Annotated in this window: 16 protein-coding genes; 11 read left to right on the top strand and 5 right to left on the bottom strand. The window is 71.4% G+C overall.

Annotation, left to right across the window (positions count from 1 at the left end):
• The first annotated feature begins 154 nt into the window (after positions 1-154).
• Both glgX and AB5J55_RS29340 read left to right on the top strand, forming a co-directional pair.
• Positions 155-2,410, top strand: a complete 2,256-nt coding sequence (glgX, locus tag AB5J55_RS29345) for a glycogen debranching protein GlgX (protein WP_369273506.1) — start codon at positions 155-157, stop codon at positions 2,408-2,410.
• A gap of 89 nt (positions 2,411-2,499) precedes the next feature.
• Positions 2,500-3,924: a sulfatase gene (locus AB5J55_RS29340; RefSeq protein ID WP_369273505.1), complete on the top strand. Its 1,425-nt coding sequence runs from the start codon at positions 2,500-2,502 to the stop codon at positions 3,922-3,924.
• Here AB5J55_RS29340 and AB5J55_RS29335 read toward each other — a convergent pair.
• From AB5J55_RS29335 to AB5J55_RS29320, 4 genes are read right to left on the bottom strand one after another with little or no spacing between them, the layout of a single operon-like run.
• The gene (locus AB5J55_RS29335) at positions 3,921-4,559 is read right to left on the bottom strand and encodes a response regulator (RefSeq protein ID WP_369273504.1); all 639 of its coding nucleotides are present in this window, start codon (positions 4,557-4,559) and stop codon (positions 3,921-3,923) included. The two genes, AB5J55_RS29340 and AB5J55_RS29335, sit on opposite strands and share 4 nt — an antisense overlap.
• Positions 4,552-5,805, bottom strand: coding sequence for a sensor histidine kinase (locus AB5J55_RS29330; protein ID WP_369273503.1), 1,254 nt, complete (start codon positions 5,803-5,805; stop codon positions 4,552-4,554). Before AB5J55_RS29330 ends, AB5J55_RS29335 begins: the two co-directional genes overlap by 8 nt.
• Before the next feature lie 23 nt (positions 5,806-5,828).
• Positions 5,829-6,563, bottom strand: a complete 735-nt coding sequence (locus tag AB5J55_RS29325; RefSeq protein ID WP_369273502.1) for an ABC transporter permease — start codon at positions 6,561-6,563, stop codon at positions 5,829-5,831.
• Complete coding sequence (locus AB5J55_RS29320) at positions 6,560-7,495, bottom strand: ABC transporter ATP-binding protein (RefSeq protein WP_369273501.1); 936 nt, start codon at positions 7,493-7,495, stop codon at positions 6,560-6,562. The genes AB5J55_RS29325 and AB5J55_RS29320 overlap by 4 nt, the downstream gene beginning before the upstream one ends.
• A gap of 206 nt (positions 7,496-7,701) precedes the next feature.
• On the opposite strand from AB5J55_RS29320, the gene AB5J55_RS29315 reads away from it, so the two are divergent.
• The 8 genes from AB5J55_RS29315 to AB5J55_RS29280 all read left to right on the top strand — a co-directional run bounded on the left by AB5J55_RS29315 (position 7,702) and on the right by AB5J55_RS29280 (position 21,914).
• Positions 7,702-9,531, top strand: coding sequence for an ABC transporter ATP-binding protein (locus tag AB5J55_RS29315; RefSeq protein WP_369273500.1), 1,830 nt, complete (start codon positions 7,702-7,704; stop codon positions 9,529-9,531).
• Complete coding sequence (locus AB5J55_RS29310) at positions 9,528-11,405, top strand: ABC transporter ATP-binding protein (protein ID WP_369273499.1); 1,878 nt, start codon at positions 9,528-9,530, stop codon at positions 11,403-11,405. Before AB5J55_RS29315 ends, AB5J55_RS29310 begins: the two co-directional genes overlap by 4 nt.
• Before the next feature lie 40 nt (positions 11,406-11,445).
• A complete protein-coding gene (locus AB5J55_RS29305; protein ID WP_369273498.1) occupies positions 11,446-13,161 on the top strand; it encodes an ABC transporter ATP-binding protein in 1,716 nt (571 codons plus the stop codon).
• Positions 13,161-15,047, top strand: a complete 1,887-nt coding sequence (locus tag AB5J55_RS29300; RefSeq protein WP_369273497.1) for an ABC transporter ATP-binding protein — start codon at positions 13,161-13,163, stop codon at positions 15,045-15,047. Before AB5J55_RS29305 ends, AB5J55_RS29300 begins: the two co-directional genes overlap by 1 nt.
• Positions 15,048-15,100: 53 nt before the next feature.
• Complete coding sequence (locus AB5J55_RS29295) at positions 15,101-17,131, top strand: NAD(+) synthase (RefSeq protein WP_369273496.1); 2,031 nt, start codon at positions 15,101-15,103, stop codon at positions 17,129-17,131.
• A 272-nt stretch (positions 17,132-17,403) separates the two neighbouring features.
• A complete protein-coding gene (locus AB5J55_RS29290; protein WP_369273495.1) occupies positions 17,404-19,461 on the top strand; it encodes a M4 family metallopeptidase in 2,058 nt (685 codons plus the stop codon).
• Positions 19,462-19,672: 211 nt separating this feature from the next.
• Positions 19,673-21,337: a M4 family metallopeptidase gene (locus AB5J55_RS29285; RefSeq protein ID WP_369273494.1), complete on the top strand. Its 1,665-nt coding sequence runs from the start codon at positions 19,673-19,675 to the stop codon at positions 21,335-21,337.
• Positions 21,338-21,407: 70 nt separating this feature from the next.
• A complete protein-coding gene (locus AB5J55_RS29280; protein ID WP_369273493.1) occupies positions 21,408-21,914 on the top strand; it encodes a DUF1990 family protein in 507 nt (168 codons plus the stop codon).
• A 27-nt stretch (positions 21,915-21,941) separates the two neighbouring features.
• On the opposite strand, the gene AB5J55_RS29275 is transcribed toward AB5J55_RS29280, so the two are convergent.
• Complete coding sequence (locus tag AB5J55_RS29275) at positions 21,942-24,560, bottom strand: glycosyltransferase family 1 protein (RefSeq protein ID WP_369273492.1); 2,619 nt, start codon at positions 24,558-24,560, stop codon at positions 21,942-21,944.
• Positions 24,561-24,881: 321 nt separating this feature from the next.
• Here AB5J55_RS29275 and AB5J55_RS29270 point away from each other — a divergent pair, with 321 nt between their 5' ends.
• Complete coding sequence (locus tag AB5J55_RS29270) at positions 24,882-26,084, top strand: S8 family peptidase (protein ID WP_369273491.1); 1,203 nt, start codon at positions 24,882-24,884, stop codon at positions 26,082-26,084.
• The last annotated feature ends 203 nt before the right edge of the window (positions 26,085-26,287 follow it).

Genomic DNA, 26,287 nt, shown 5'->3' with positions numbered 1-26,287 from the left:
CCCCAACGACCGGGGTGGCCCTGGGGAAACGTGAGTGCGAGCCCGGCGGTGGGAAGAACAGTGGGGAGGACGACGCGATGGGGAGCCGCGGACCGGGACACCGTGGGCTCTCTTTCCCTGTGCGTGGGGTCCATGAGCCGTGGGAGGCCGACAGGTGTCGAGCGCAGCCGAGCAGGAGGCGGTGGCCGGGACGGTCGCCGCTGAGGAGGGGCGCCCGGCCGCCGTCGTGAACGGGGCGCAGCGCAAGGCTCCGGCCGTGCCGGTGTGGCCGGGCGCGCCGATGCCGCTCGGCGCCCGCTTCCGGGTCGGCCCGGACGGGGTGGCGGGCACCAACTTCGCGCTGTGGGCGGGGGGAGCGGAGGCCGTCGAGCTGTGTCTGTTCGACGCGCAGGGCAAGGAGACCCGGGCCCGGCTCACCGAGCTGACGCACGAGATCTGGCACGGCTTCGTGCCGGGTGTCATGCCGGGTCAGCGCTACGGCTACCGGGTGCACGGCCGCTGGGACCCGTGGACCGGGGGCCGCTGGAACCCGGCGAAGCTGCTTCTCGACCCGTACGCCCGGGCGGTGGACGGCGACTTCAGTCTGCCGCCCGAGGTGTACGGGCATGTCCGCGACTGGCCGCAGCAGCATGTCGCCGACACCGTGCGCGACGACCGGGACTCGGCGCCGTACGTCCCGAAGGGCGTGGTCGTCCACGACGACGCCCCCGACGACGAGTGGATGGACGACCGGCGGCCGAAGACGCCGTGGGCGGACTCGGTGATCTACGAGGTGCATGTCCGGGGCTTCACCGAGTTGCATCCGGGGATACCGCGGGAGCTGCGGGGCACCTACGCCGGTCTCGCGCACCCGGCGGCGATCGAGCACCTGGTGAAGCTGGGTGTGACGGCGGTGGAGCTGCTGCCGGTGCACCAGTTCGCGCACGAGGACCATCTGCTGCGCAAGGGCCTGCGCAACTACTGGGGCTACAACTCCATCGGCTACTTCGCCCCGCACGCCGCCTACGCCGCCTCCGGTACGACCGGTCAGCAGGTCGGAGAGTTCAAGCGGATGGTGCACGCCTTGCACGCGGCCGGGATCGAGGTCATCCTCGACGTGGTCTACAACCACACCGCGGAGGCGGGCGAGCTGGGCCCGATGCTGTCGCTGAAGGGCATCGACAACCGCGGGTACTACCGGTTGCAGTCGGACGCCCGCAGGTACGCCGACTACACGGGCTGCGGCAACACGCTGCACGTCGTACAGCCGCACGTACTCCGCCTCATCACCGACTCCCTGCGCTACTGGGTGACGGAGATGGGCGTGGACGGCTTCCGCTTCGACCTGGCGGCGGCACTGGCCCGTTCCATGCACGACGTCGACATGCTCTCGCCGTTCCTCGCCGTGATCGCGCAGGATCCGGTGCTGCGGCGGGTGAAGCTGATCGCCGAGCCGTGGGACGTGGGCTCGGGCGGCTACCAGGTGGGCGCCTTCCCACCCCTGTGGACGGAGTGGAACGACCGCTACCGCAATGCCGTACGGGACTTCTGGCGAGGAGCGTTGCCGGACGTACGGGACCTGGGGTACCGCCTGTCGGGGTCGAGTGACCTGTACGCGTGGGGCGGGCGGCGGCCGTACGCCTCGGTCAACTTCGTGACGGCGCACGACGGCTTCACGCTGCGGGACATGGTGTCCTACGAGCGCAAGCACAACGAGGCGAACGGCGAGGGCAACCGGGACGGCTCGAACGACAACCGGTCCTGGAACTGCGGGGCCGAGGGCGAGACCGACGACGAGAACGTACGCGCGCTGCGGCGCCGGCAGTTGCGGAACCTGCTGACGACCCTGTTGCTGTCGACGGGTGTGCCGATGCTGGTCGCGGGCGACGAGCTGGGGCGCACGCAGCGGGGCAACAACAACGCCTACTGCCAGGACAACGAGATCAGCTGGCTGGACTGGGGGCTGCTGGAGGACCCGGACTGGAAGGCCCTGTTCGACCTGACGGCCCGGCTGATCGAGCTGCGCCACCGGCATCCCGTGCTGCGCCGTCGGGCCTTCTTCTCCGGGCGGGCCCATTCGGCCGACGGTCTGCGGGACCTGGCCTGGTTCACCCTGCGCGGGACGGAGATGACGGAACGCGACTGGTACGCCCCCGCTGCCACGCTGGGCATGTACCTCTCCGGCCGGGACATCCCGGGCCGCGACGAGCGGGGTGCGCCGATCCTCGACGACAGCTTTCTGGCCGTCCTGCACGCCGGCGACCGTCCGGTGACCTTCGTGCTGCCGGGGCCGCCGTGGGCGGAGCGGTACGAGGTGGTCGTCGACACCTCACGGGAGGAGCAGGGTCAGGCGCCTGGCGTGGAGCACCGGTCGGGAGCGGCGATCACGGTGCCGGCGCGGGCCGTGCTGCTGCTGCGGGTGCTCGACTGAGAGCGCATTACTGAGGTGGCGTTGCAGTCGCGTGAACTACGCGCCGGTTGCCTGGTCACGGGGCTCGGCCCGCTGATCGACTGAGCGGCATGCCCGAGATCTCCCGCCGTGCCTTCGGTGGTCTCGTCGGCGGTGGCGCCGTGTCCGCCGTCGCCGCCACGACCACCGCCGCAGCAGCCGATGCCGTCGAAGCCGCCCCCGCCGAGCGCCCGTTCAGGGCCCGCCGCCAGAGCGCGTCCGGCAGGCGCCCCAACATCCTGGTCATCCTCGGCGACGACCTCGGCTGGGCCGACCTGTCCTCGTACGGTGCCCCGCACATCAGGACCCCGAACCTGGACCGGCTGGCCCGGCAGGGGGTGCGGTTCACGAACGCGTACTCCGGGTCCGCGACCTGCTCGCCGACCCGGTTCAGCCTCTACACCGGGCGCTATCCGGGCCGTACGCCGGGCGGGCTCGCCGAGCCGATCGCCAACAGGGCGCAGGGGCTGGACCCCAACCACCCCACCCTGGCCTCGCTGCTGAAGAGGGCCGGCTACGCCACCGCGCTGATCGGCAAGTGGCACTGCGGCTGGCTGCCGGACTACAGCCCCACCAAGTCCGGCTGGGACGAGTTCTTCGGGAACTTCGGGGGCGTCCTGGAGTACTTCTCCAAGCTCGGCCAGCTGGGTACGTACGACCTCTACGAGGGCGACGCGGAGTACAAGGACCTGCGGTACTACACGACCGTGCTGACCGAGCGGGCCGTCGAGTACGTGAGCCGGGACCACGACGGCACCCCGTGGCTGCTCAATCTCAACTTCACCACCCCGCACTGGCCCTGGCTCGCGGAGGGCGACGAGGAGACCGGTGCCGAGATCGAGGCGAAGATCCGCGCGGCGAAGAGCCAGGCGGAGGTCAGCCGGGCGCTGAACCACTACGACGGCGGCTCGGTCGAGAAGTACGCGCAGATGGTGGAGAGCCTCGACGCGGCCGTCGGCGAGGTGCTCGACGCGCTGCGCCGGTCGGGACAGGAGCAGAACACCGTCGTGCTGTTCGCCAGCGACAACGGCGGTGAGCGCTACTCCTACAACTGGCCGCTCAGTGGGGAGAAGTTCGTGCTGCTGGAGGGCGGCATCCGGGTTCCGTCCATCCTGCGCTGGCCCGCCCGCATCGACGGCCGGCAGGTCAGCGACGAGCCGGTCTTCTCCCCCGACTGGACGGCGACCCTGCTGGAGCTGGGCGGTGCACGGCCCGACCCGGCGTATCCGCTGGACGGCACCAGCCTCGCGGACTACCTGCTGCGCGGCGAGGAGCTGCCGGAGCGGGACCTGTTCTGGCGGGTGCGGGCCAACCGGGCCCTGCGGCGCGGCGACTGGAAGTACTACCGGGACGACAAGGGGGCCGACCACCTCTACGACCTCGGCGCCGACCAGCGGGAGCAGGCCGACCTGGCGCCCGACGAGCCGGAACTGCTGGCGGAGCTGAAGGCGTCCTGGGAGCGGATCGCCTCCGGTCTCCTCCCCTACCCGGGCTAGCCCAGAATCCCGCGCTGGTACGCCGTGGCCACCGCCGCCGCCCGGTCCTTGACGCCCAGCTTGGCGTACAGGTGGGTGAGGTGGGTCTTCACGGTCGCCTCGCTGATGAAGAGTTCGCGGGCGATGTCGCGGTTGGACGTGCCCTTGGCGACCAGGGCCAGTACCTCGCGCTCGCGCGCGGACAGCGGCTCGTTGCCGGAGGCGCGGACCGCGGAGACGAGGCGGGAGGCGACGGCCGGGGAGAGGACGGTGCGGCCTTCGGCTGCGGCGCGTACGGCCGTGAACAGGTCGTCGCGCGGGGCGTCCTTGAGGAGGTAGCCGGTCGCGCCCGCCTCGATCGCCGGGAGGGTGTCGGTGTCCGTGTCGTACGTGGTCAGTACGAGGACCTTGGCGCGGGCGCCGCGCCGGGTCAGCTCGGCGATCGCGTCGACCCCACCGCCGCCCGGCATGCGCAGGTCCATCAGGATCACGTCGGGGTCGAGGACGGCGGCCTTCTCGACCGCCGCCACCCCGTCGGCGGCCTCGCCGAGGACGCGGAAGCCGGGCGCGGACTCGAACATGCCGCGCAGGCCGTCCCGTACGACGGGATGGTCGTCGACGATCAGCAGGGAGATGGACGCCTCGTCACTACTCATGGCGCACCAACGGTACGCGAGCCGACACGGCCGTGCCGTGCCCCGGCTCGGACTCGACGGTGAGGGAACCGGCCATTCGTTCGGCGCGGGCGCGCATGCCGGCGAGGCCGAAGCCGCCTGCGTGGCTGCGCTCGGGCAGGGCGAGCGGGTCGAAGCCCCGGCCGTCGTCGCGGATGTCGAGGATCACCTCGTCCCCGAGGAAGGACAGGGTGACGCCCACCCGGGTCGCGCGGGCGTGCCGGGAGGTGTTGGAGAGGGCCTCCTGGGCGATCCTCAGCAGCGTCGCCGAGAGTTCGTCGTGGAGTTGTTCCGTGGTGCCGGTGACCGTGAACCCGGCGCGTACGCCGGTCCGTTCGGCCCATTCGGCAACGGTGCTCTTCAGGGCCTCGGGCAGTCCGTCGTTCTCCAGGGCGACGGGGGCGAGGTTGTGCACCGAGCGGCGGGCCTCGCCGAGGCTGTGGCGGGCGAGGGCGGACGCGCGGTCGAGGTGGGTGCGGGCGGTGGGCAGGTCGGGGGCGTTCGCGACGACCTGGAGCTGGGCGATGATGCCGGTCAGGCCTTGGGCGATGGTGTCGTGGATCTCGGCGGCCAGACGCCGGCGCTCGTCGGCGACGCCCGCCTCCCGGGCCTGGACGAGGAGTTGGGCGTGCAGGGCGGCGTTCTCGTCCAGCGCCTGCTGCAACGCCGTATTGGTGCGTTCGAGTTCGGCGATGGTCTCGGCGCGGGCGCGGGAGCGTTCCTCCTGCTGCGAGGTGAGGTGGCCGACCACGCTCAGGATGACGTTGTTGACCACCACGAGCGCGCCGAACACCACCCACTGCACGGGCTCCTTGAACGGCAGCCCCCCGGCCTGCGCGCCCGAGACGGCGATGGAGCAGGCGAACGGGCCGATCCACGGCAGGCGCCGCCCGCGCAACAGCTCCTCGGAGTCGAAGTAGCCGGTGACCGCGTAGAAGGCGAAGAACGGATTCAGCCAGGTGAGTGCGAAGCCGAGGGCCCAGCGCACGGTGTAGTACACGGCGCCGGCGGTGGAGGGGCCGGGACGGGTGCGGCTCGCCCGGACCCACCACAGCTGGAGTGCGAAACCCGCGGCGACCAGCCCCGCGACCGCGATCCGTTCCGCCGCGCCCGGCGTCAGCTCGGCGGTGGCGACCGCCAGCAGCGTGGCGAACGCGAGCAGCCCGTAGGGACCCTTGCTGCGGATCAGCTCCCAGCGCCGCTCGATGTCGGTGTCCACCGCGGTCATGCCACCAGTCTGCACGGGCTCCCCTACTCCCAGCGGAACCAGCGCGCGGCCGCCAGCGACAGCACGGCCGTCCAGGCGGCCATGACGCCGAGGTGGCCCCAGCCGGGCCAGACCCCTGCCGTGGCCTCGTTGAGGGCCTGCGCGGCGGCGCCGAACGGCGTCAGCCCGACGACGTCGGCCATCACGTCGGGCATGGCCTGCACCGGCAGCCACACCCCCGCGCAGAACAGCATCGGGAAGAACACGGCAGTCCCGACGGCACCCGCGATCTTCACGGTCCGGGACACCGCCGAGATCACCGATCCCAGCGCCAGCGCGGCGAGGACCGCCAGCACGAGCGCGAGCAGATAGCCGTACGGCTGTCCGGGCAGTCGTACGTCGTAGGCGAGCCGCCCGACCGCGAGCGCCAGCAGCGCCGAGAGGACGGCGGCCAGGGCGTGGACCAGCATCTGCGCGGACAGCAGCGCCGACGGCCGGACCGGAGTGGTGGACATCCGGCGCAGGATGCCGTGCTCCCGGTAGCCGGTGATGCCCGCCGGCATCGACTGCACACCGGCGACGATCATGCCGACCAGCACGGTCACGGGGACATACGTGTCGACGATGCGCAGACCGTCGAGACCGTCCTGGGGCTCGCGGAACGCGGGGACGGCGCCCAGGACGGCCAGCAGCGCGGGCGGGAAGACGAGGATCCAGAAGAGGCTGCCCGGTTCGCGGGCGAGCAGGCGGGCCTCGGTGCGCAGTACGGCGGTGTTCATGGCGTGGTCTCCGTGAGGTCGTCCGTCTTCGTCAGGTCCGTCTCCGTCAGGTCCAGGAAGGCGTCGTCCAGCGTGGCGTCGCTGACGCGCAGCTGGTGGGCGGTGATCCGGTGGCGGGCGAGCAGGGTGATCACGGCGTTGACCGTGTCGTCGCTGCCGGCCAGGGTGACCCGGCCGTCCTTGTACGCGACGGAGGCCAGCGCGGGCAGGGCGCTCAGCTCCTGTTCGTCCAGCGGCACGGACGGCGTGAAGGTGATCACCGTGGCGCCGGCGGAGCGGCGGATCAGCCCGGCCGGGCTGTCCAGGGCGGCGATCCGCCCTTTGTCGATCACGGCGATCCGGTCGCAGAGCCGCTGCGCCTCCTCCATGAAGTGGGTGACCAGCAGGACGGTCACCCCGCTGTCCCGCACCTCCTCGATGAGCTGCCAGGTGTCCCGGCGGGCCCGTGGATCGAGGCCGGTGGTCAGCTCGTCGAGGACCACGATCCGGGGGTTGCCGACGAGGGCGAGCGCGATGAACAGCCGCTGCTTCTGGCCGCCGGACAGCTTGCCGAACCGGGCGCCTAGCCGGTCGGTCAGGCCCAGACGCTCGGCGAGCGGGCGCCAGTCGGCGGGGTTCGGGTAGAAGGCCGCGTACAGCTGGAGCGCCTCGCGCACGGTGAGCTTCTCCTGGAGGCGGCCCTCCTGGAGCTGGGCGCCGAGAACGTGCGTGACGCGGTCGTGGTCGGCGACGGGGTCGAGGCCGGTGACACGGACGCGGCCCGCGTCGGGGACGCGCAGGCCCTCGACGCACTCGACGGTGGTGGTCTTTCCGGCGCCGTTCGGGCCGAGGATGCCGAAGATCTCGCCCTCCTCGACGGTGAAGGAGACGCCGTCGACGACGGTTCGGCCGCCGTAGGACTTGCGCAGGTCGGTGACTTCGATGACGGACATGGCATCAGGGTCGCGGCGGGGCGGGGTGCGCCACATCGGCCGTCGCGCTCGAAGCGGCATCGGCCGATCGGTTGATGCCGCCGTACGACCCCACGTCCTCGGTCTGTACGACCCCTCGAACGCGCAGGTCGTAGGACCAGCGACCGATCGCGGACCGGCCAAAACTCGGTGGGCAGTGTCAGTGCCGATCCGTAGGCTCGCTGCTGATGGTGACGACACGTGCAACCGCCGAGGACAGCCCTGACCGTTCCGACCGATCCGACCGTTCCGCCGTGCGGACGCTGTTGCGTCTGTGGCCGTACGTGCGGCCCGTGCGGGTGCGGTTGTTCACCGCGGCGTTCGTGGCGATCCTCGCCTCCTGCCTGTCGCTGGTCATTCCGCTCGTCCTGAAGTGGATGGTGGACGGGCCCGTCGCGGACCGGGATCCGGCCGGGGTCTGGCTCGGGGCGCTGTATCTGCTGCTGCTCGGGGTCGCGGAGGCGTTGCTGTTCGGGCTGCGGCGGTGGCTGGTGGCCCGACCGCTGGCCGGGGTCGAGGCGGGGATGCGGGCGGATCTGTACCGGCATCTGCAGCGGCTGCCGGTGGCCTTCCACGACCGGTGGGCGTCGGGCCAGTTGCTGTCGCGGGGCACGACCGACCTGATGCTGCTGCGGATGTTCCTCGCGTTCCCGCTGACGTTCCTGCTGGTCAATGCCGTGACGATCCTCGTCGGCGTGATCATCATGCTGCTCCAGGACTGGACGCTGGGCTTGGTGATCCTGATCCCGGCGGTGCCCGTGATGATCACCTGCGTGATCTTCGAGAAGCGGTACGCCACGGTGGCCCGCCGCGCGCAGGACCAGGTCGGCGATCTGACGACGGTCGTCGAGGAGAGCGTGCTCGGCATCCGGATCATCAAGGGGTTCGGCCGGCACCGCAGCCAGGCCCGCGCGTTCCGCGAACTGTCGCGGACCCTGCGTGGCACGGAACTGCGCAAGGCCCGGCTCCTCGCCACGATCTGGGGCGTCATCGTGACGCTGCCCGAGGTGGCCATCGGGGCGGCACTGGTGCTGGGCACGATCCAAGTGGCGGACGGTCAGCTGTCGGCGGGCACGCTGGTGGCGTTCCTGTCGACGGCACTCGCGCTCCGCTGGCCCGTCGACTCGATCGGCTTCCTGCTGGCGATGAGCCAGGAGGCGGCCACGGCGACGGAGCGGTACTTCGAGGTGATGGACGCCGAGCAGGAGAAGCCGACCGCGGCTGGTACCGCTGCGCCGACCGTCACCGCTACCGGCTCAACGGAGCTCGGGGACAAGGGACTCCGCTTCCACGACGTCTCGTTCCGCTACCCCGACGCCCCCACCGACTCCCCACCCGTCCTCGCCCACATCGACCTCCACATCCACCCGGGCGAGTCGATGGCCCTGGTCGGCGCGACGGGCAGCGGCAAGACCACCCTCACCGCCCTGGTCCCCCGCCTCCACGAGGTGGCATCCGGCCACATCACCCTCGACGGCAAGGACATCGCCGAGCTACCCAGAGACACGCTGCGCGAACTCGTCGCCGTCGCCTTCGAGGAGCCCACCCTCTTCTCGGCCAGCGTCGCGGAGAACGTGCTGATGGGGACCTCGGCCGGCGCGGGAGAACCCGAGTTGGAGCGGGCGCTCGCCGTCGCGCAGGCCGACTTCGCGCACGCCCTGCCGCACGGCACCGGCACCCAGGTCGGCGAGCAGGGCCTCAGCCTCTCCGGCGGCCAGCGGCAGCGACTGGCGCTCGCGCGGGCGGTGGTCGGTAGGCCTCGCTTCCTGGTGCTGGACGACCCCTTGTCCGCCCTCGACGTGCACACCGAGGCCGCCGTCGAGGCCGCCCTGCGGGACGTGCTCGCGGAGACGACCGCCCTGATCGTCGCCCACCGCCCGTCCACCGTGCTCCTGGCGGACCGCGTCGCCCTGCTCTCCGGCGGCCGTATCGCCGCCGTCGGCACCCATCAAGAACTGCTGCGCACGAACGCCGAATACGCCCACCTCATGGCCGGGACCGAGGAGGCCGACCGATGACGGCGACGACCGCCACCGCACCGGACAGGGAAGAGCCGGACAGGGAGGAGCCGGCCGAGAAAGGGGCCCGATCCCCCCGGCCCGACGACCCCTTCGACCACGACGTCCTGCCCACTCCGCCGGGCGCCACCGCCGCCCTGCTGCGCTCCCTGCTCGCCCCGATGAAGGCGCGGGTCGCCGTCACCACGCTGCTCCTGCTGCTCCAGCAGGCGGCGGTGCAGGCGGGCCCGCTGCTGGTGGCGTACGCGATCGACACGGCCGTACCGGCGTTCCGCCGCGACGATCTCGGGCCGCTGGTCGCGGTCGGGGCCGGCTATCTGCTGTGCGCGGTGGCGTCGGGCGTGCTGCAGTACGCGTTCATCCTGCTCTCCGCCCGCGTCAACCAGGACGTGCTGCTCGACCTGCGCGGCCGTATCTTCCGCCACGCCCAGGCCCTGAGCCTCGACTTCCATGAGCGCTACACGTCCGGGCGGCTCATCTCGCGCTCCACGACGGACGTGGAGTCCCTTCGGGAGCTGCTCGACGAGGGCCTGCAGGAGCTCGTCACCGTCATCCTCTCCTTCGTCTACATCTCGGCGATGCTGCTCTGGCTCGACCTCGGTCTCGGTGCGGTCGCCGTGGCCTCCTTCGCGCCGCTGTACCTCCTCGTACGGCGCTACCGGCGGCGCGCGGCGCGCGTGTACACCGTGCGCTCCACCGCGATCGCGGCCGTGATCGTGAAGTTCGTCGAGACGATGAACGGCATCCGCCCGGTGCGCGCCTTCCGCCGCGAGGCCGTCAACGACGCCGACTTCCGGGTCCTCAACACCCGGCACGAGCGGACGAACGGCGACGCGCTGCTGGAGATGGCCCGTTACGTCGTCGGCTCCCGGCTCGTCGCCAACACGGCGGTCGCGGGGATCGTGCTGTGGGGTGCCTACCGGGTCGCGGGCGGCACGCTCGCCCTGGGTGTGCTGGCGGCGGCCGTGCTGTATCTGCGGCGGCTGTACGACCCGATCGACCGGCTCGGCATGTTCCTCAACTCGTACCAGTCGGCGGCGGCCTCCCTGGAGAAGATCGCCGGACTGCTCGCCCAGACCCCGTCCGTGCCCGAGCCGCAGGCGCCCCGGCAGCTGCCGGCCCTCGAGTCGGAGCACCCAGGCCGCGAGGTCGTCTTCGACGGCGTCCGGTTCGGCTACCGCACCGGCGGCGAGGTGCTGCCCCGCTTCGACCTCACGTTCCCGGCCGGCCAGACGGTCGCGGTCGTCGGCTCCACGGGCGCCGGCAAGTCGACGCTGGCCAAGCTGCTCGCCCGCTTCTACGACCCCTCGGACGGCCGGGTCCTCCTCGACGGCGTCGACCTGCGCGAGCTCGCCGTGCCGGAACTGCGGCGCGGGGTGGTGATGGTGACGCAGGAGGCGTTCCTGTTCTCCGGCACGGTCGCCGAGAACATCGCCATCGGCCGCCCCGACGCCACCCGCGAGGAGATCGAGCAGGCGGCGAAGGCCATCGGCGCGCACGACTTCATCAGCTCGCTCCCCGACGGATACGACACCGACGTACGCAAGCGGGGCGGCCGCATCTCCGCCGGTCAGCGCCAACTCGTCGCGTTCGCCCGGGCGTTGCTCGCCGATCCGGCCGTGCTGATCCTCGACGAGGCGACCAGCTCCCTCGACATCCCCGGCGAACGGGCCGTGCAGCGCGCGATGTCGACGGTGCTGCACGGGCGCACGGCAGTCGTCATCGCGCACCGGCTGTCCACGGTCGAGATCGCGGACCGCGTGCTGGTCATGGAGCACGGGCAGATCGTCGAGGACGGCACACCGGCCGAACTCGTCGCTGGGACCGGCAGGTTCGCGGATCTGCATCGGGCGTGGCGGGACAGTCTGGCGTAGTCGGGCGGCACGAGGGACGACGAACGGGGCACGGGGAACGATGATCGACGCGTACGAGGATCCGGGGACACCCGACTGTCGTGGCGGATGGCGCTATCTGTGGTGGCTCGTCATGCGCCAGCCGGTGCGCTCGGCCATGGGAGCGCTGATCTCCAGCGTGTGGATGGTGCTGCTGGCGGCGACCCCGTACCTGATGTCCCGTGCCGTCGACGACGGGCTGGCGGCCGGTGACCAGGGCGCGTTGGCGGCGTGGACGGCCGCGCTGGTCGCGGTGGGGGCGTTCAACGCCTGGCTGAGCATCATGCGGCACCGCACGATGACGCGGGTGCGGATGGACAGCAACTTCCGCACGGTCAAGGTGCTCATCGACCACGCGGTACGACTGGGCGCCACGCTGCCACGCCGGATCGGGGCCGGGGAGGTCGTCACGATCGGCGTGGGCGACGTCCAGACCATCAGCCAGTCCCTGACCGTCGTGGGCCCGGGTGTCGGTGCTGTCGTCGCCTATCTGGTGGTCGCCGGTCTGCTGGTGTCGGTGTCGGTGCCGATCGCCGTCGTGGTGCTGCTCGGGATGCCGCTGGTCGGCGTGCTCGTCGGGCCGCTGCTGGGGCGGTTGCAGGGCACGGAGACGGAGTACCGGGAGCGGCAGGGCGTCCTGACCGCACGGATCGCCGACCTCGCGGGCGGCCTGCGCGTCCTCAACGGCCTCGGCGGCAAGGGCCTGGTCGCCGACGCCTTCCACCGCGACTCCCAGCGGCTGCGGGCCCAGGGCTACCGGGTCGGGGCGGTGACCAGCTGGGTGCAGGCGCTCGGCGTGGGGCTGCCCACGCTGTTCCTTGCCGTGGTGACCTGGCTCGCGGCGCGGCTGGCCGCCCAGGGCGGCATCACCGTGGGCGAGTTGGTGGCGGTGTACGGCTATGTCGCGGTGCTGGTGGGGCCGGTGGCGTTCTTCATCGAGTGCGGTTACCAGGTCAGCCGTGGGGTGGTGGCGGCGCGGCGGGTCGTACGGTTCCTGCGGCTGGAGCCCATGGCGGACACCGGCACGCGGGACGCGCCCGCGGAGCCGGCGGCACTGCACGACCCCGCGTCCGGGGTGCGGGTGCCGCCCGGCCGGCTCACCGCACTGGCCGCCGAGCTGCCGGCCGACGCCACGGCCGTCGTCGACCGCCTCGGCCGCTACGTGCCATCGGCGGCGACCTGGGGCGAAGTGCCCCTGGGCGAGATCGCGTTACCGCAGGTCCGGGAGCGCATCCTGGTCGCCGACCACGAGGCCGACCTGTTCGCGGGCACGCTGCGCGAGCTGGTGGCCGCCGGGTCCGCGGACCGGGACGAGCGGGCGATCACGCGAGCGGTGCACACGGCGGTCGCCGAGGACATCGTCCGCGGCCTCCCCGACGGCCTCGACACCCCGATCGACGCCCAGGGCCGCAACCTCTCCGGCGGCCAACGCCAGCGCGTCCGCCTGGTCCGCACACTGCTGGCGGACCCGGAGGTGCTGCTGGCGATCGAGCCGACGTCGGCACTGGACGCCCACACCGAGGCACGTGTCGCCGAACGCCTGCACGCGACGAGACGGGGCCGTACGACGCTGGTGACGACGACGTCCCCCTTGGTCCTGGACCGAGCGGACACGGTCCACTACCTGGTCGACGGCAAGGTGGCGGCGACAGGCACCCACCGAGAACTCATGAACACCGAACCGGGATACCGAGCACTGGTGGCACGGGACGAGGACGCCGAGGAGCTTGCCAGGTGATGGAAGCCAAACGCCCTCAAGGGGCGCGGGACCGTGTCCTTAGGCGGCTCCGCCGCGGGGCGCGACCAGCCACAAAGCACCCGCACGCGGCTGACAACCCCACGTCCCGAACTCGTAGCCGCACAGCCCTCCCCATCGCCGAACGGCAAGACGTACGCCAAGCCACCACCCGCCTGATCCGAGCCGACGCCCGCTCCTTCACAGCCGTACTCGCCCTGAACTCCCTCGCAGCGCTCGCCGGCCTGGCCGCCCCCTGGCTGGTGGGCCGCATCATCGACGAAGTCAGACGCGGCGCAGGCGTCACGACCGTGGACAAACTCGCCCTGGCCATCCTGATAGCGGCAACAGCCCAGCTGCTGCTGGCCCGCTGGGCCCGCTACGTAGGCCACCGCTTCGGCGAACGCACCCTCGCCCGCGTCCGCGAGGAGTTCGTGAACCGCACGCTCGCGCTGCCCGCGTCGGTCGTGGAGCGGGCCGGCAGCGGCGACCTGACCGCGCGCGGTACCGCCGACGTGGCGGCCGTCGGCACCACCCTGCGCGACGCCGGGCCCGAGCTGCTCATCAACTCCGTGCAGGTCCTGTTCCTGCTGGGCGCGGTGTTCGCGCTGGATCCCCTGCTCGGCGTCTGCGGTCTGCTCGGCCTGGGCGTCCTGTGGCCGGTGCTGCGCTGGTATCTGCGCCGCGCCCGCACCGGCTACCTCGCCGAGGGTGCGGCCACCTCGGACGTCGCGGAGATCCTCGCGGCGACCGCGTCCGGCGCCCGTACGGTGGAGGCGCTGCGCCTGGAGCAGCGGCGGGTGACGGCGAGCCGGGACGCGCTGGAGGAGTCCCGCCGGACCCGCCTGCACACCCTGTTCCTGCGCACGGTGTTCTTCCCGTCGGTCGAGATCGCCTATCTCGTCCCCGTGGCGACGGTCCTGCTCGTAGGCGGGGCACTGCACGCGCGGGGCACGATCAGCCTGGGCACGGTGGTCGCGGCGGCGCTGTATCTGCAGCAGATGGTCGGCCCGCTGGACGAGATCTTGATGCGGGTCGAGCAACTCCAGAGCGGCGGCGCCTCGTTCGCCCGTGTGGAGGGCCTGGCCCGCGCCCCCCAGGCCACGGACACCGACTCCCCCGCCCCCACGGACGACTGCATCGACGTGACCGGCGTGCGCTACGCCTACGACCGCGGCGGCGAGGTCCTCAGCGACGTCGACCTGACCGTACGGCCGGGGGAACGGCTGGCGGTGGTCGGCCCGTCCGGTGCGGGCAAGACGACGCTGAGCCGGCTGCTCGCCGGCGTCGACGCGCCGACCGCCGGCTCGGTGACGGTCGGCGGCGTTCCCGTCGTCGCGCTCGGCCCGGAACAGCTGCGCCGTCAGGTCGTCCTGGTCACCCAGGAGCACCACGTCTTCCTCGGCACGGTCCGCGACAACCTCCGTATCGCCGAGCCGTCCGCCACGGACGAGGAGGTGTGGGCCGCGCTCACCGCGGTCGGCGCGGACGCCTGGGTACGGCGGCTGCCCGACGGCCTCGACACGGCGCTGGGCGACGGCGGCCACGGCACGGACGGCTCACAGGCCCAGCAGCTGGCCCTCGCCCGCGTGGTGCTGGCCGACCCGCACACCCTGATCCTCGACGAGGCGACAGCCCTGCTCGACCCGACGACCGCCCGGCACACCGAGCGCGCCCTGGCCGCCGTACTGCAGGGCCGTACCGTCATCGCCATCGCCCACCGCCTGCACACCGCGCACGACGCGGACCGCGTGGCCGTGATGGAGAACGGCCGCCTCTCCGAGCTCGGCACCCACGACGAGTTGGTCGGGGCGGACGGGGCGTACGCGGCGCTGTGGCGGTCCTGGCACGGGGAGCGGCCCACCTCGCCCGGAACGGCGCAGGCCTGATCAGGCGATCTATGCTCGATGCCAGCACTGTCCGCTTCTCCTGGGGAAGTCCGTTGAACTTCTGGTCGCTCTACCAGCACGGCTTCGCGCGCGTCGCCGCGTGCACCGGCCACACCGTCATCGCCGACCCGCACGCCAACGCGGAAGCGGTTCTGCGGCAGGCCCGCCGGTGCGCGCAGGAGGGCGTCGCCGTCGCCGTCTTCCCCGAGCTGGGCCTGACCGGGTACTCGATCGAGGACCTGCTGCTCCAGGACGCGGTGCTCGACGAGGTGGAGCAGGCACTCCAGTCGGTCGTGGCCGGGTCGGCGGACCTGCTTCCGGTGCTGGTCGTGGGCGCCCCGCTGCGCCACCGCCACCGGATCTACAACTGCGCGGTGATCGTGCACCGCGGCCGGATCCTCGGCGTCGCGCCCAAGTCGTACCCGCCGAACTACCGGGAGTTCTACGAGCAGCGGCAGATCGCGTCGGGCGGCGACGAGCGCGGCGGGACGATCCGGGTCGGCGGCGTTCAGGTGCCGTTCGGCGTTGACCTGCTCTTCGAGGCGCAGGACGTCCCCGGTCTCGTGCTGCACGCGGAGATCTGCGAGGACATGTGGGTGCCGGTGCCGCCGAGCGCGGAGGCCGCCCTGGCCGGTGCGACCGTACTGGCCAACCTCTCGGGCAGCCCGATCACGGTCGGGCGGGCGGAGGACCGGCGGCTGCTGTGCCGCTCGGCGTCCTCGCGCTGTCTCGCGGCGTACGTGTACTCGGCGGCCGGTCTGGGCGAGTCGACCACCGACCTGTCCTGGGACGGGCAGACCATGATCTACGAGAACGGCGCCCTGCTGGCGGAGACGGACCGGTTCTCGCAGGACGAGCAGTACGCGGTCGCCGACGTCGACCTCGACCTGCTGCGGCAGGAGCGGCAGCGGATGGGCACGTTCGACGACAACCGGCGCACCCACGCCGGGCGCACCGGTGACTTCCGGCGGGTGGACTTCCGGCTCGACCCGCCGACGGCGGACCTGGGCCTCAAGCGCCGGGTCGAGCGTTTCCCGTTCGTGCCGGCCGACGCCGAGCGCCTCGCCCTGGACTGCTACGAGGCGTACAACATCCAGGTCGCGGGCCTCCAGCAGCGGCTGGGCGCGATCGGCGGCCCGAAGGTGGTCATCGGGGTGTCCGGCGGGCTGGACTCCACGCACGCGCTGATCGTCGCCGCCCGGGCGATGGACCGCGCGGGCCGCCCGCGCAGCGACATCCTGGCGTTCACCCTGCCGGGCTTCGCGACCAGCGACCACACCAAGGGCAACGCCCACAAGCTGATGAACTCGCTCGGCGTCACCGCGGCCGAGTTGGACATCACGCCGACGGCGCGGCTGATGCTTCAGGAGATGGGCCACCCGTTCGCGTCCGGCGAGCCGATGTACGACGTCACCTTCGAGAACGTGCAGGCCGGCCTGCGCACCGACTACCTGTTCCGCCTCGCCAACCAGCGCGGCGGCATCGTGCTCGGCACGGGTGATCTGTCGGAGCTGGCGCTGGGCTGGTCCACGTACGGCGTGGGCGACCAGATGAGCCACTACAACGTCAACGGCGGGGTGCCGAAGACGCTGATCCAGCATCTGATCCGCTGGGTCATCACCAGCGGCCAGTTCGACGAGGAGACCGGCCGGACGCTGGCCGCGATCCTGGACACGGAGATCAGCCCGGAGCTGGTGCCGGGCGAGGAGATGCAGTCCACCGAGTCGAAGATCGGCCCGTACGCGCTGCACGACTTCACGCTCTTCCAGGTACTGCGGTACGGCTTCCGGCCGTCGAAGATCGCCTTCCTGGCCTGGCACGCCTGGCACGACCCGGACGCCGGCGCGTGGCCGCCCGGCTTCCCCGAGGCCAAGCGGGTGGCGTACGACCTGGCGGAGATCAGGCGCTGGCTGGAGGTCTTCTGCCGTCGCTTCTTCGCGTTCGCACAGTTCAAGCGCTCGGCGATGCCGAACGGGCCGAAGGTCTCGGCCGGCGGTTCGCTGTCCCCGCGCGGCGACTGGCGGGCGCCGTCGGACGGCAACGCGGCCGCGTGGCTGCGCGATCTCGCGCGCTTCGACGATTGATGCGTCTGCTCCGTTTATCGAACGTGAACTCCCGGACAACGAACGATTTCCGGCCAACTTTCTGACGCGGTCCTGACAGAAACCGCAACCACCTGCCACTCTTCCCACGGCCGCGACACAGCAACCCCACAGCACCGTCACACTGCGGTGCCCGCGGCCGAGCTCCCGCACGCGCACGTCGTTCTGCGTACCACTTGCTCTGCCCGGACGGCCCACCCGCCGACCGGTCTCCCCTGGCCGCGTGATCCGCGGCCGCGCAGAAGGAGTCAGTGTTGAGAGACAGTTCCTCCCACAGACGCACCTCCCACACGACGCGTCACACCACGCACCGCCGCGCCGCCGCCGTCGCCCTGGTCGGCGTCTCCGCCCTGATCGCGGCGGCCGTCCAGTCGGGCGCCGCCACCGCCGCCCCGGAGAAGGCACCGTCGGCCGCGGGCAAGGTCATACCGGGCGCCGAGTCGGTCAAGCTGTCCCCCGCCCAGCGCGCCGAGCTGATACGCGAGGCCAACGCGGGCAAGGCGGACACCGCGAAGGACCTGGGCCTCGGCGCCAAGGAGAAGCTGGTCGTCCGTGACGTCCTCAAGGACGGCAACGGCACGGTCCACACCCGCTACGAGCGGACGTACGACGGCCTGCCCGTCCTCGGCGGCGACCTCGTCGTCGAGACGGCGAAGTCGGGCGCGACCGAGGCCGTCGTCAAGGCGACCCGGGCCGCCATCAAGCCGGCCACCACGACCGCCGCCGTCCCCGCCGCCAAGGCGGAGAAGCAGGCGCTGGCCGCGGCGAAGGCGGAGAAGGCCAAGAGCCCGGACGTCAACAAGGCGCCCCGCAAGGTGATCTGGGCCGCGAACGGCAAGCCGACCGTGGCGTACGAGACGGTCGTCGGCGGCTTCCAGCACGACGGCACCCCGCAGGAACTGCATGTCGTCACCGACGCCACCACCGGCGCGAAGCTGTACGAGTGGGAGGCCATCGAGACCGGCACCGGCAACACGGTCTACAGCGGTACGGTCGACCTCACGACGACCCAGTCCGGGTCGACGTACAACCTCACGGACGGCGCACGCGGCGGACACAAGACGTACAACCTGAACCGCGGCACCTCCGGAACCGGCACCCTCTTCTCCGGCCCCGACGACGTCTGGGGCAACGGCAGCCCGTCCAACCTGGAGTCGGCCGGCGCGGACGCGCACTACGGTGCCGCGCTGACCTGGGACTACTACAAGAACGTGCACGGGCGCAGCGGCATCCGCGGCGACGGCGTGGGCGCGTACTCCCGGGTCCACTACGGCAACAACTACGTCAACGCCTTCTGGTCCGACAGCTGCTTCTGCATGACGTACGGCGACGGCTCGGGCAACGCCAACCCGCTGACGTCGATCGACGTGGCCGCGCACGAGATGACCCACGGGCTCACCTCGAACACGGCCGGCCTCATCTACAGCGGCGAGTCCGGCGGCCTGAACGAGGCCACCTCCGACATCTTCGGTTCGACCGTCGAGTTCTTCGCCAACAACTCCTCCGACGTGGGTGACTACCTCATCGGCGAGGAGATCGACATCAACGGCGACGGCACCCCGCTGCGCTACATGGACAAGCCGAGCAAGGACGGCGCGTCCAAGGACAGCTGGTACTCGGGCATCGGCTCGATCGACGTGCACTACTCGTCGGGCCCCGCGAACCACTTCTTCTACCTGCTGAGCGAGGGCAGCGGCACCAAGACCATCAACGGTGTCACGTACAACTCGGCCACGTCGGACGGCCTTCCGGTCACCGGCATCGGCCGGGACAAGGCGGAGAAGATCTGGTTCCGCGCGCTCACCACGAAGTTCACGTCCACGACCAACTACGCGGGCGCCCGCACCGGCACCCTCGCGGCCACCGGTGAGCTCTACGGCACCGACGGCGCCGAGTACAAGGCGGTCCAGGACGCGTGGGCGGGCATCAACGTCGGCCCCCGGCCCGGCGGCGGAGGCGGCGGCACGTCCTTCGAGAGCGGAACCGACGTGGCGATCCCGGACCGGGGCGCGGCGGTCACGTCGCCGATCACCGTCTCCGGGCGGACCGGCAACGCGCCGTCCAACCTCCAGGTCGCCGTGGACATCGTCCACACCTACATCGGTGACCTCAAGGTGGATCTGGTCGCCCCCGACGGCACGGCGTACACGCTGAAGGGCTACGGCACCGGCGGCAGCGCGGACAACCTCAACGCCACGTACACCGTGAACGCGTCCTCCGAGGTCGCCAACGGTGTCTGGCAGTTGCGCGTCCAGGACAACGCGGCCATCGACACCGGTTACATCAACAGCTGGAAGCTCACCTTCCCGTAGGCCCGTTGACGGCCTGCCCAGGACAGGGCGTCGTCTCGGTGGGTTCAACTCCCGCCGGGACGGCGCCCGTTCACGTTTCTGAAACATTCACCCAACAGTCAAATCTTGGCCAACATCACCGTTCACTCCTGACATGTACGCGCCCCAGGTGTCACGCTTCCCCCACCCGCCGCACCAGCACCAATGCACTTCCCCCACAAAAGGAGCTCGTGTGACCCCCCTCTACGCGCGTCGCAAGCGCACGACCCTGGCCATCGCCACCACCGTGGCCGCCGGGGCCCTCCTCACCACCGCGCTGACCACCGGTGGTTCGGCCGCAGCGGCCCCCGCGGGAGCCGGCACCAAGGCCGCCCCGCTCGCCGTACCGGTCGCGCTCGCCCCCGCGGCCCGCACCACCCTCATCAAGGACCAGCAGGCCAAGGCGGCCGACACCGCCGACGAGATAGGCCTCGGCGCCCAGGAGAAGCTGGTCGTCAAGGACGTCGTCAAGGACGCCGACGGCTCGGTCCACACCCGCTACGAGCGCACCTACGCGGGCCTGCCGGTCCTCGGCGGCGACCTGGTCGTCCACGAGTCGGCGTCAGGCGCGAGAAAGGGCGTGACCAAGGCGACGAAGGCCACCATCAAGGTCGCCTCGCTCAAGCCGGCGGTCACCGCGGACAAGGCCGAGAGCCAGGCCGTGAAGCTGGCCAAGGCGGCCGGCTCGGAGAAGACCGAGGCCGACCAGGCGCCCCGCAAGGTGATCTGGGCCGCGAACGGCAAGCCGACGCTCGCCTACGAGACGGTCGTCGGCGGCCTCCAGGACGACGGCACCCCGAACGAGCTGCACGTCATCACCGACGCCGCCACCGGCAAGAAGCTGTTCGAGTACCAGGGCATCGAGACCGGCAGCGGCAAGAGCCTGTACTCGGGCACGGTCACGCTCGGCACGACCAAGTCGGGCTCGACGTACCAGCTCTACGACACCACGCGCGGCGGCCACAAGACGTACAACAAGGCCCGCAGCACCAGTTCCTCCGCCGGAACGCTGTTCACCGACGCGGACGACACATGGGGCACCGGCACGGCCTCCAGCTCCTCCACCGACCAGACGGCCGCCGTCGACGCGGCCTACGGCGCACAGGAGACCTGGGACTTCTACAAGGAGACCTTCGGCCGCAGCGGCATCAAGAACGACGGCAAGGCCGCCTACTCCCGCGTCCACTACGGCAACGCGTACGTCAACGCGTTCTGGGACGACAGCTGCTTCTGCATGACGTACGGCGACGGCGAGGGCAACACCAACCCGCTGACGTCGCTGGACGTGGCCGGCCACGAGATGACCCACGGTGTCACCTCCAACACCGCGGGCCTGAACTACTCCGGCGAGTCGGGCGGCCTGAACGAGGCCACCTCCGACATCTTCGGCACGGCGGTGGAGTTCTTCGCCAACAACTCCGCCGACGTCGGTGACTACCTCATCGGCGAGGAGATCGACATCAACGGCGACGGCACCCCGCTGCGCTACATGGACAAGCCGAGCAAGGACGGCGCGTCCAAGGACAGCTGGTCGTCCTCGCTGGGCGGCCTGGACGTGCACTACTCGTCGGGCCCCGCGAACCACTTCTTCTACCTCCTGTCGGAGGGCAGCGGCGCGAAGACGATCAACGGGGTGAGCTACGACTCCCCGACGTCCAACGGCTCGACGGTCACGGGCATCGGCCGCTCCAAGGCCGCCGCGATCTGGTACAAGGCCCTGACCGAGTACATGACGTCGACGACGAACTACAAGGCCGCCCGCACGGCGACCCTGAGCGCGGCGTCCGCCCTGTACGGCTCCACCAGCACCGAGTACAAGACGGTGGCCGCCGCCTGGTCGGCCATCAACGTCAGCTGACGCACACGTGGTTGCAGGGGGCGGCACCCGGGAGGAAGGCATCCCCGGGTGCCGCCCTACGCTTGGGCCCATGTCCTTCACGTACGACGACGTCGGCGCGACCCGGGAGAACGGCTTCTGCCCGCCCGGCTTCCACCCCCTGCACGTGCGCACCCGCATAGGCGAGGGCGAGGAGGTCTTCCGCAGAGCCTCCGAAGCGGTCATGACCTGGGAGATGCACCGCTCGATGGGCGTCGGCATCGAAGCCTCGGCCGACCGCGCGGCCCCCGAGGTCGACGTGACGGTCACCCTCGCCGGGCTGATCAAGGCCCCGTGCCGGGTGGTCTGGACGGCGGAGGAGTACCGCCGGGTGGGCTGGGCCTACGGCACGCTTTCCGGCCATCCTGAATGCGGCGAGGAGGCCTTCCTCGTGGACCGCACGGGGGACGGGACGGTGTGGCTGACCGTGCAGGCCTTCAGCCGCGCGGCCAAGTGGTACGCGCGGGCGGGGGGACCTGCGACGCGGGGGTTGCAGCACGCGTACGCGCGACGGTGCGGCAATGTGCTGCGGCAGCTGTGCGGGTCCGAGGGGGACTGAGGGACACCGCAGCCCCCCTCTACGACGTCACCGCAGCAGGACCCCGGCCCCCTCCCCCACGTCCTCGGAAGGCACCGCCACCAACCCCAGCTCCGCGCTCGACGCCAGTAGCCGATGCGCCGGCAGGATCCGGACGGTGTAGCCGTACGGCCCCGTCCGGTCCAGGGACAGCGGGCCCTCGTACACCCAGCGGCCCTCCGGGTCCGGGCTCCCCGTCGGCTTCAGTGGAACCGTCGAGGCGTCCGCGATGCGGTCCTGCGAGTCGACGCGGCCCGAGACCGCCTGGACCTCGACGTCCTCCGGCCCGAGGTCGCCGAGGCCCACGCGGACCCGGAGGCTGAGCGTCGAGCCGAGTTCCGCGGTGGGTGTCGCCGCCGACGTCTCGACGTGGTCGACCGTGACGCCGTGCCAGGCCGCACGCACCCGCGCCTTCCAGCCCGCGAGCTCACGCGCCGCGTCCGGCGTCATCGCGCGGTGGGCGTGGGCGGCCGGGGTGTACAGACGCTCCACGTACTCGCGGACCATCCTGCCCGCCAGGACCTTCGGGCCGAGCAGGGTCAGGGTCTGGCGGACCATCTCGATCCAGCGGTCCGGCAGGCCGCCCTGGCCCTGCTCGTAGAAGCGCGGGGTCACCCGCTGCTCGAGCAGGTCGTACAGCGCCGCCGCCTCTATGTCGTCCCGGTGGTCCGGGTCCGTGCCGGTGCCGTCCGCCGTGGGGATGGCCCAGCCGAAGTCGGGCTGGAACCATTCGTCCCACCAGCCGTCCAGGACGGAGAGGTTGAGGCAGCCGTTCAGCGCCGCCTTCATGCCGGAGGTGCCGCAGGCCTCCAGGGGGCGCAGCGGGTTGTTGAGCCAGATGTCGCAGCCCGGGTAGAGCTTCTGGGCCATCGCCATGCCGTAGTCCGGGAGGAAGACGATCCGATGCCTGACCCGCGGGTCGTCGGCGAACCTCACCAGCTCCTGGACCAGGCGCTTGCCGCCGTCGTCCGCCGGGTGCGCCTTGCCCGCCACCACGATCTGGATGGGCCGCTCGGGGTGCAGCAGCAGCTCCATCAGCCGGTCGCGGTCCCTCAGCATCAGCGTCAGCCGCTTGTACGACGGGACCCGCCGCGCGAATCCGATCGTCAGGACGTCGGGGTCGAGGACGCCGTCGATCCAGCCCAACTCGGCCGTCCCGGCGCCGCGCTGCCGCCAGGAGGTGCGCAGGCGGTCCCGTACCTCCGTCACCAGCTGCTCGCGCAGGTTGCGGCGCAGCTCCCAGACGTCCTGGTCGGGGATCTCCGCGACCGCGTCCCAGCGGTCCGAGCCGCCGACGGTCATGGCGTCCTCGGTGCGCTGGGCGCCGATCTGGCGGGCGCCGAGGCGGAAGACCTCGGGGGCGACCCAGGTCGGGGCGTGGACTCCGTTGGTCACGGAGGTGATCGGCACCTCGTCGGGGTCGAACCCCGGCCACAGGCCCGAGAACATCTCGCGGCTGACGTTGCCGTGGAGCAGCGAGACGCCGTTCGCGCGCTGGCCCAGGCGCAGGCCCATCACCGCCATGTTGAACAGGTTGGGCTCGCCGCCCGGGTAGGTCTCCATGCCGAGCTGGAGGATCCGCCCGACATCGATGCCCGGGAGCTCGGCGTCGGGGCCGAAGTGGTGGGCGACCAGCTCACGGTCGAAGCGGTCGATCCCGGCCGGGACGGGCGTGTGGGTGGTGAAGACCGTGCCGGCGCGCACGGCTTCCAGCGCCGGGTCGAAGTCCATGCCCGCGGCGCAGAGTTCGGCGATGCGTTCCAGGCCGAGGAAGCCGGCGTGCCCCTCGTTGGTGTGGAAGACCTCGGGTTCGGGGTGGCCGGTCAGGCGGCAGTACGTCCGGACCGCCCGCACTCCTCCTATGCCCAGCAGCATCTCCTGCAGCAGCCGGTGCTCGCTGCCGCCGCCGTAGAGGCGGTCGGTCACGCCGCGTTCGCCGAGGTCGTTCTCCTCGACGTCCGAGTCGAGCATCAGCAGCGGGACGCGGCCGACCTGGGCGAGCCAGACGCGCGCGTGCAGCTGCCTGCCGCCGGGCAGGGCGATGGAGACCTGGGCGGGGGTGCCGTCGGGTTCCTTCAGGAGCGTGACCGGCAGCTCGTTGGGGTCCAGGACCGGGTAGTGCTCCTGCTGCCAGCCGTCGCGGGACAGGGTCTGCCGGAAGTAGCCGTGCCGGTACAGCAGGCCGACCCCGATGAGGGGTACGCCGAGGTCGCTGGCCGCCTTGAGGTGGTCGCCGGCGAGGATGCCGAGGCCGCCGGAGTACTGGGGCAGGGCGGCCGTGATGCCGAACTCGGGTGAGAAGTAGGCGACGGCGGTGGGCCGTTCGGCGGACTGGTCCTGGTACCAGCGCTCACCCGTGACGTAGTCGTTCAGGTCACCGGCGACCGCGGCCAGCCGGCGCAGGAAGCGGCGGTCCTCGGCCAGTTCCGCGAGCCGCCCGGGCGACACGCTGCCCAGCAGCCGTACGGGGTCGTTGCCCGAGGCGGCCCAGCACTCGGGGTCGACGGACTGGAAGAGATCGCGGGTCTCCGCATGCCAGGACCAGCGCAGATTGCGCGCCAGATCGCTCAGGGGCCGGAGGGGTTCGGGGAGCACTGGACGGACGGTGAATCGACGGATCGCCTTCACATTCCACCTCGGGCAGCGCGTGGCAGGGGACACACGGCGGTGTGGGTCCCGTCATCGCCACCGACAGTATCGGTATGCGGGGGTTCGCAACCACCGTGCGTTTTGTGGGTGTCAAGCGCGAGGACCAGTGCACGTCCGTCCGGAAAACGCCGCAACCTTTGCGGACCCCTCATGCCCGGTATGGCCGATTCCGCCCCCGTAGGCCTCCTTGTGGCGACTTCTCACACCACGAGAGGCTGACTGGTGGCGCACCGGCCCGAGCGGGGTGCACCCCGTGTTCCAGGGCCGTAGTGCGCCGAGTTGAGGAGGGGAACTCACACCATGGCACGGACGCGCACACGGCGTCTGCGCCGGGCCGGTGGTCTGACCGCGGTGACCTGTGTCGTCGCACTTTCGGCCACCACCATGCCCGCGCACGCCGCACCTGAGGGACAGATACACGGCGCCGGGGACCCCGGCTCCGTCACTGGCAGCTACCTGGTGACGCTCAAGGGGGGAACGAAAGCACCGTCGGCTGCCGGAAAGAGCCTCGCCGAGAAGTACGGGGCGAAAATAAGCCATACCTACGGCACGGTCCTCAACGGCTACGCCGTCCAGGCCGACGAGAGACAGGCCAGGCGGCTCGCGGCGGACTCCCGGGTCGCGTCGGTCGTCCAGGACACCCGGGTGACCCTGGACCACACGCGGAAGAACCCGCCGTCCTGGGGGCTGGACCGCATAGACCAGCGGAACCTGCCGCTGGACAGGAGCTACACCTGGCCGGAGTCTGCGGGCGGCAAAGTGACGGTGTACGTGATCGACACCGGCATCCGCATCTCGCACAAGGACTTCGGCGGCCGCGCGAGCTACGGGTGGGACTTCGTCGGCGACGACAGGACCGCGAGCGACGGCAACGGTCACGGCACCCACGTCGCCGGCACCATCGCGGGCAAGCAGTACGGCGTCGCCAAGAACGCCGAGGTCGTCGCCGTGCGGGTCCTCGACAACGCCGGCGGCGGCAGCACGGCCGACGTCATCGCCGGTATCGACTGGGTGACCAGGCACGCCAGGAAGCCGGCGGTCGCCAACGTCAGCCTCGGCGGCTACCGCAACTCGCAACTGGACGCCGCCGTACGCAACTCCATCGCGTCCGGCGTCACCTACACGGTCGCGGCCGGCAACGACGGCCGGCCGGCCGGCCTGTACTCCCCGGCGGCCGTCCGGGAGGCGATCACCGTGGGCGCCACCGACAGAAAGGACGCGCGGGCGAGCTTCTCCAACTTCGGTTCTGCTCTGGACGTATTCGCGCCGGGCGTCTCCATCACCTCCGCGTCGTACGCAAATGACACCGGCAAGGCGACCTACTCCGGTACGTCGATGGCGGCGCCGCACACGGCGGGTGTGGCCGCGCTCTATCTCGCCGACCATCCCAAGGCGAAACCCGCACAGGTGTCCAAGGCGCTGGTGGCGCAGGCCGCCTCCGGCAAGGTCTCCGGGCGGGGGCTCGGCTCGCCGAACAAACTCCTGCAGGTACCGGGCTCATAGCGGCCCCTTCACGCCGAATTACCGGCACCGGCCCCGTTCTTGAGGAACGGGGCCGGTCTTGTGTGTAGACATACGCGTGAGTAGTTAACAAAGTGCCGGATTGCGTACCCGAATAGGGTGGGAAGGCTCCAGCGGTAACCCCACCCGTGCGCCCCCGGGCGCGCGCCGGAACGAACCACGCAGGACCCACCTCCCCACAGCCA

This window comes from Streptomyces sp. R11 (assembly GCF_041051905.1).
Lineage (GTDB): Bacteria > Actinomycetota > Actinomycetes > Streptomycetales > Streptomycetaceae > Streptomyces.
This window is presented reverse-complemented; position numbering and strand designations above follow the sequence as displayed.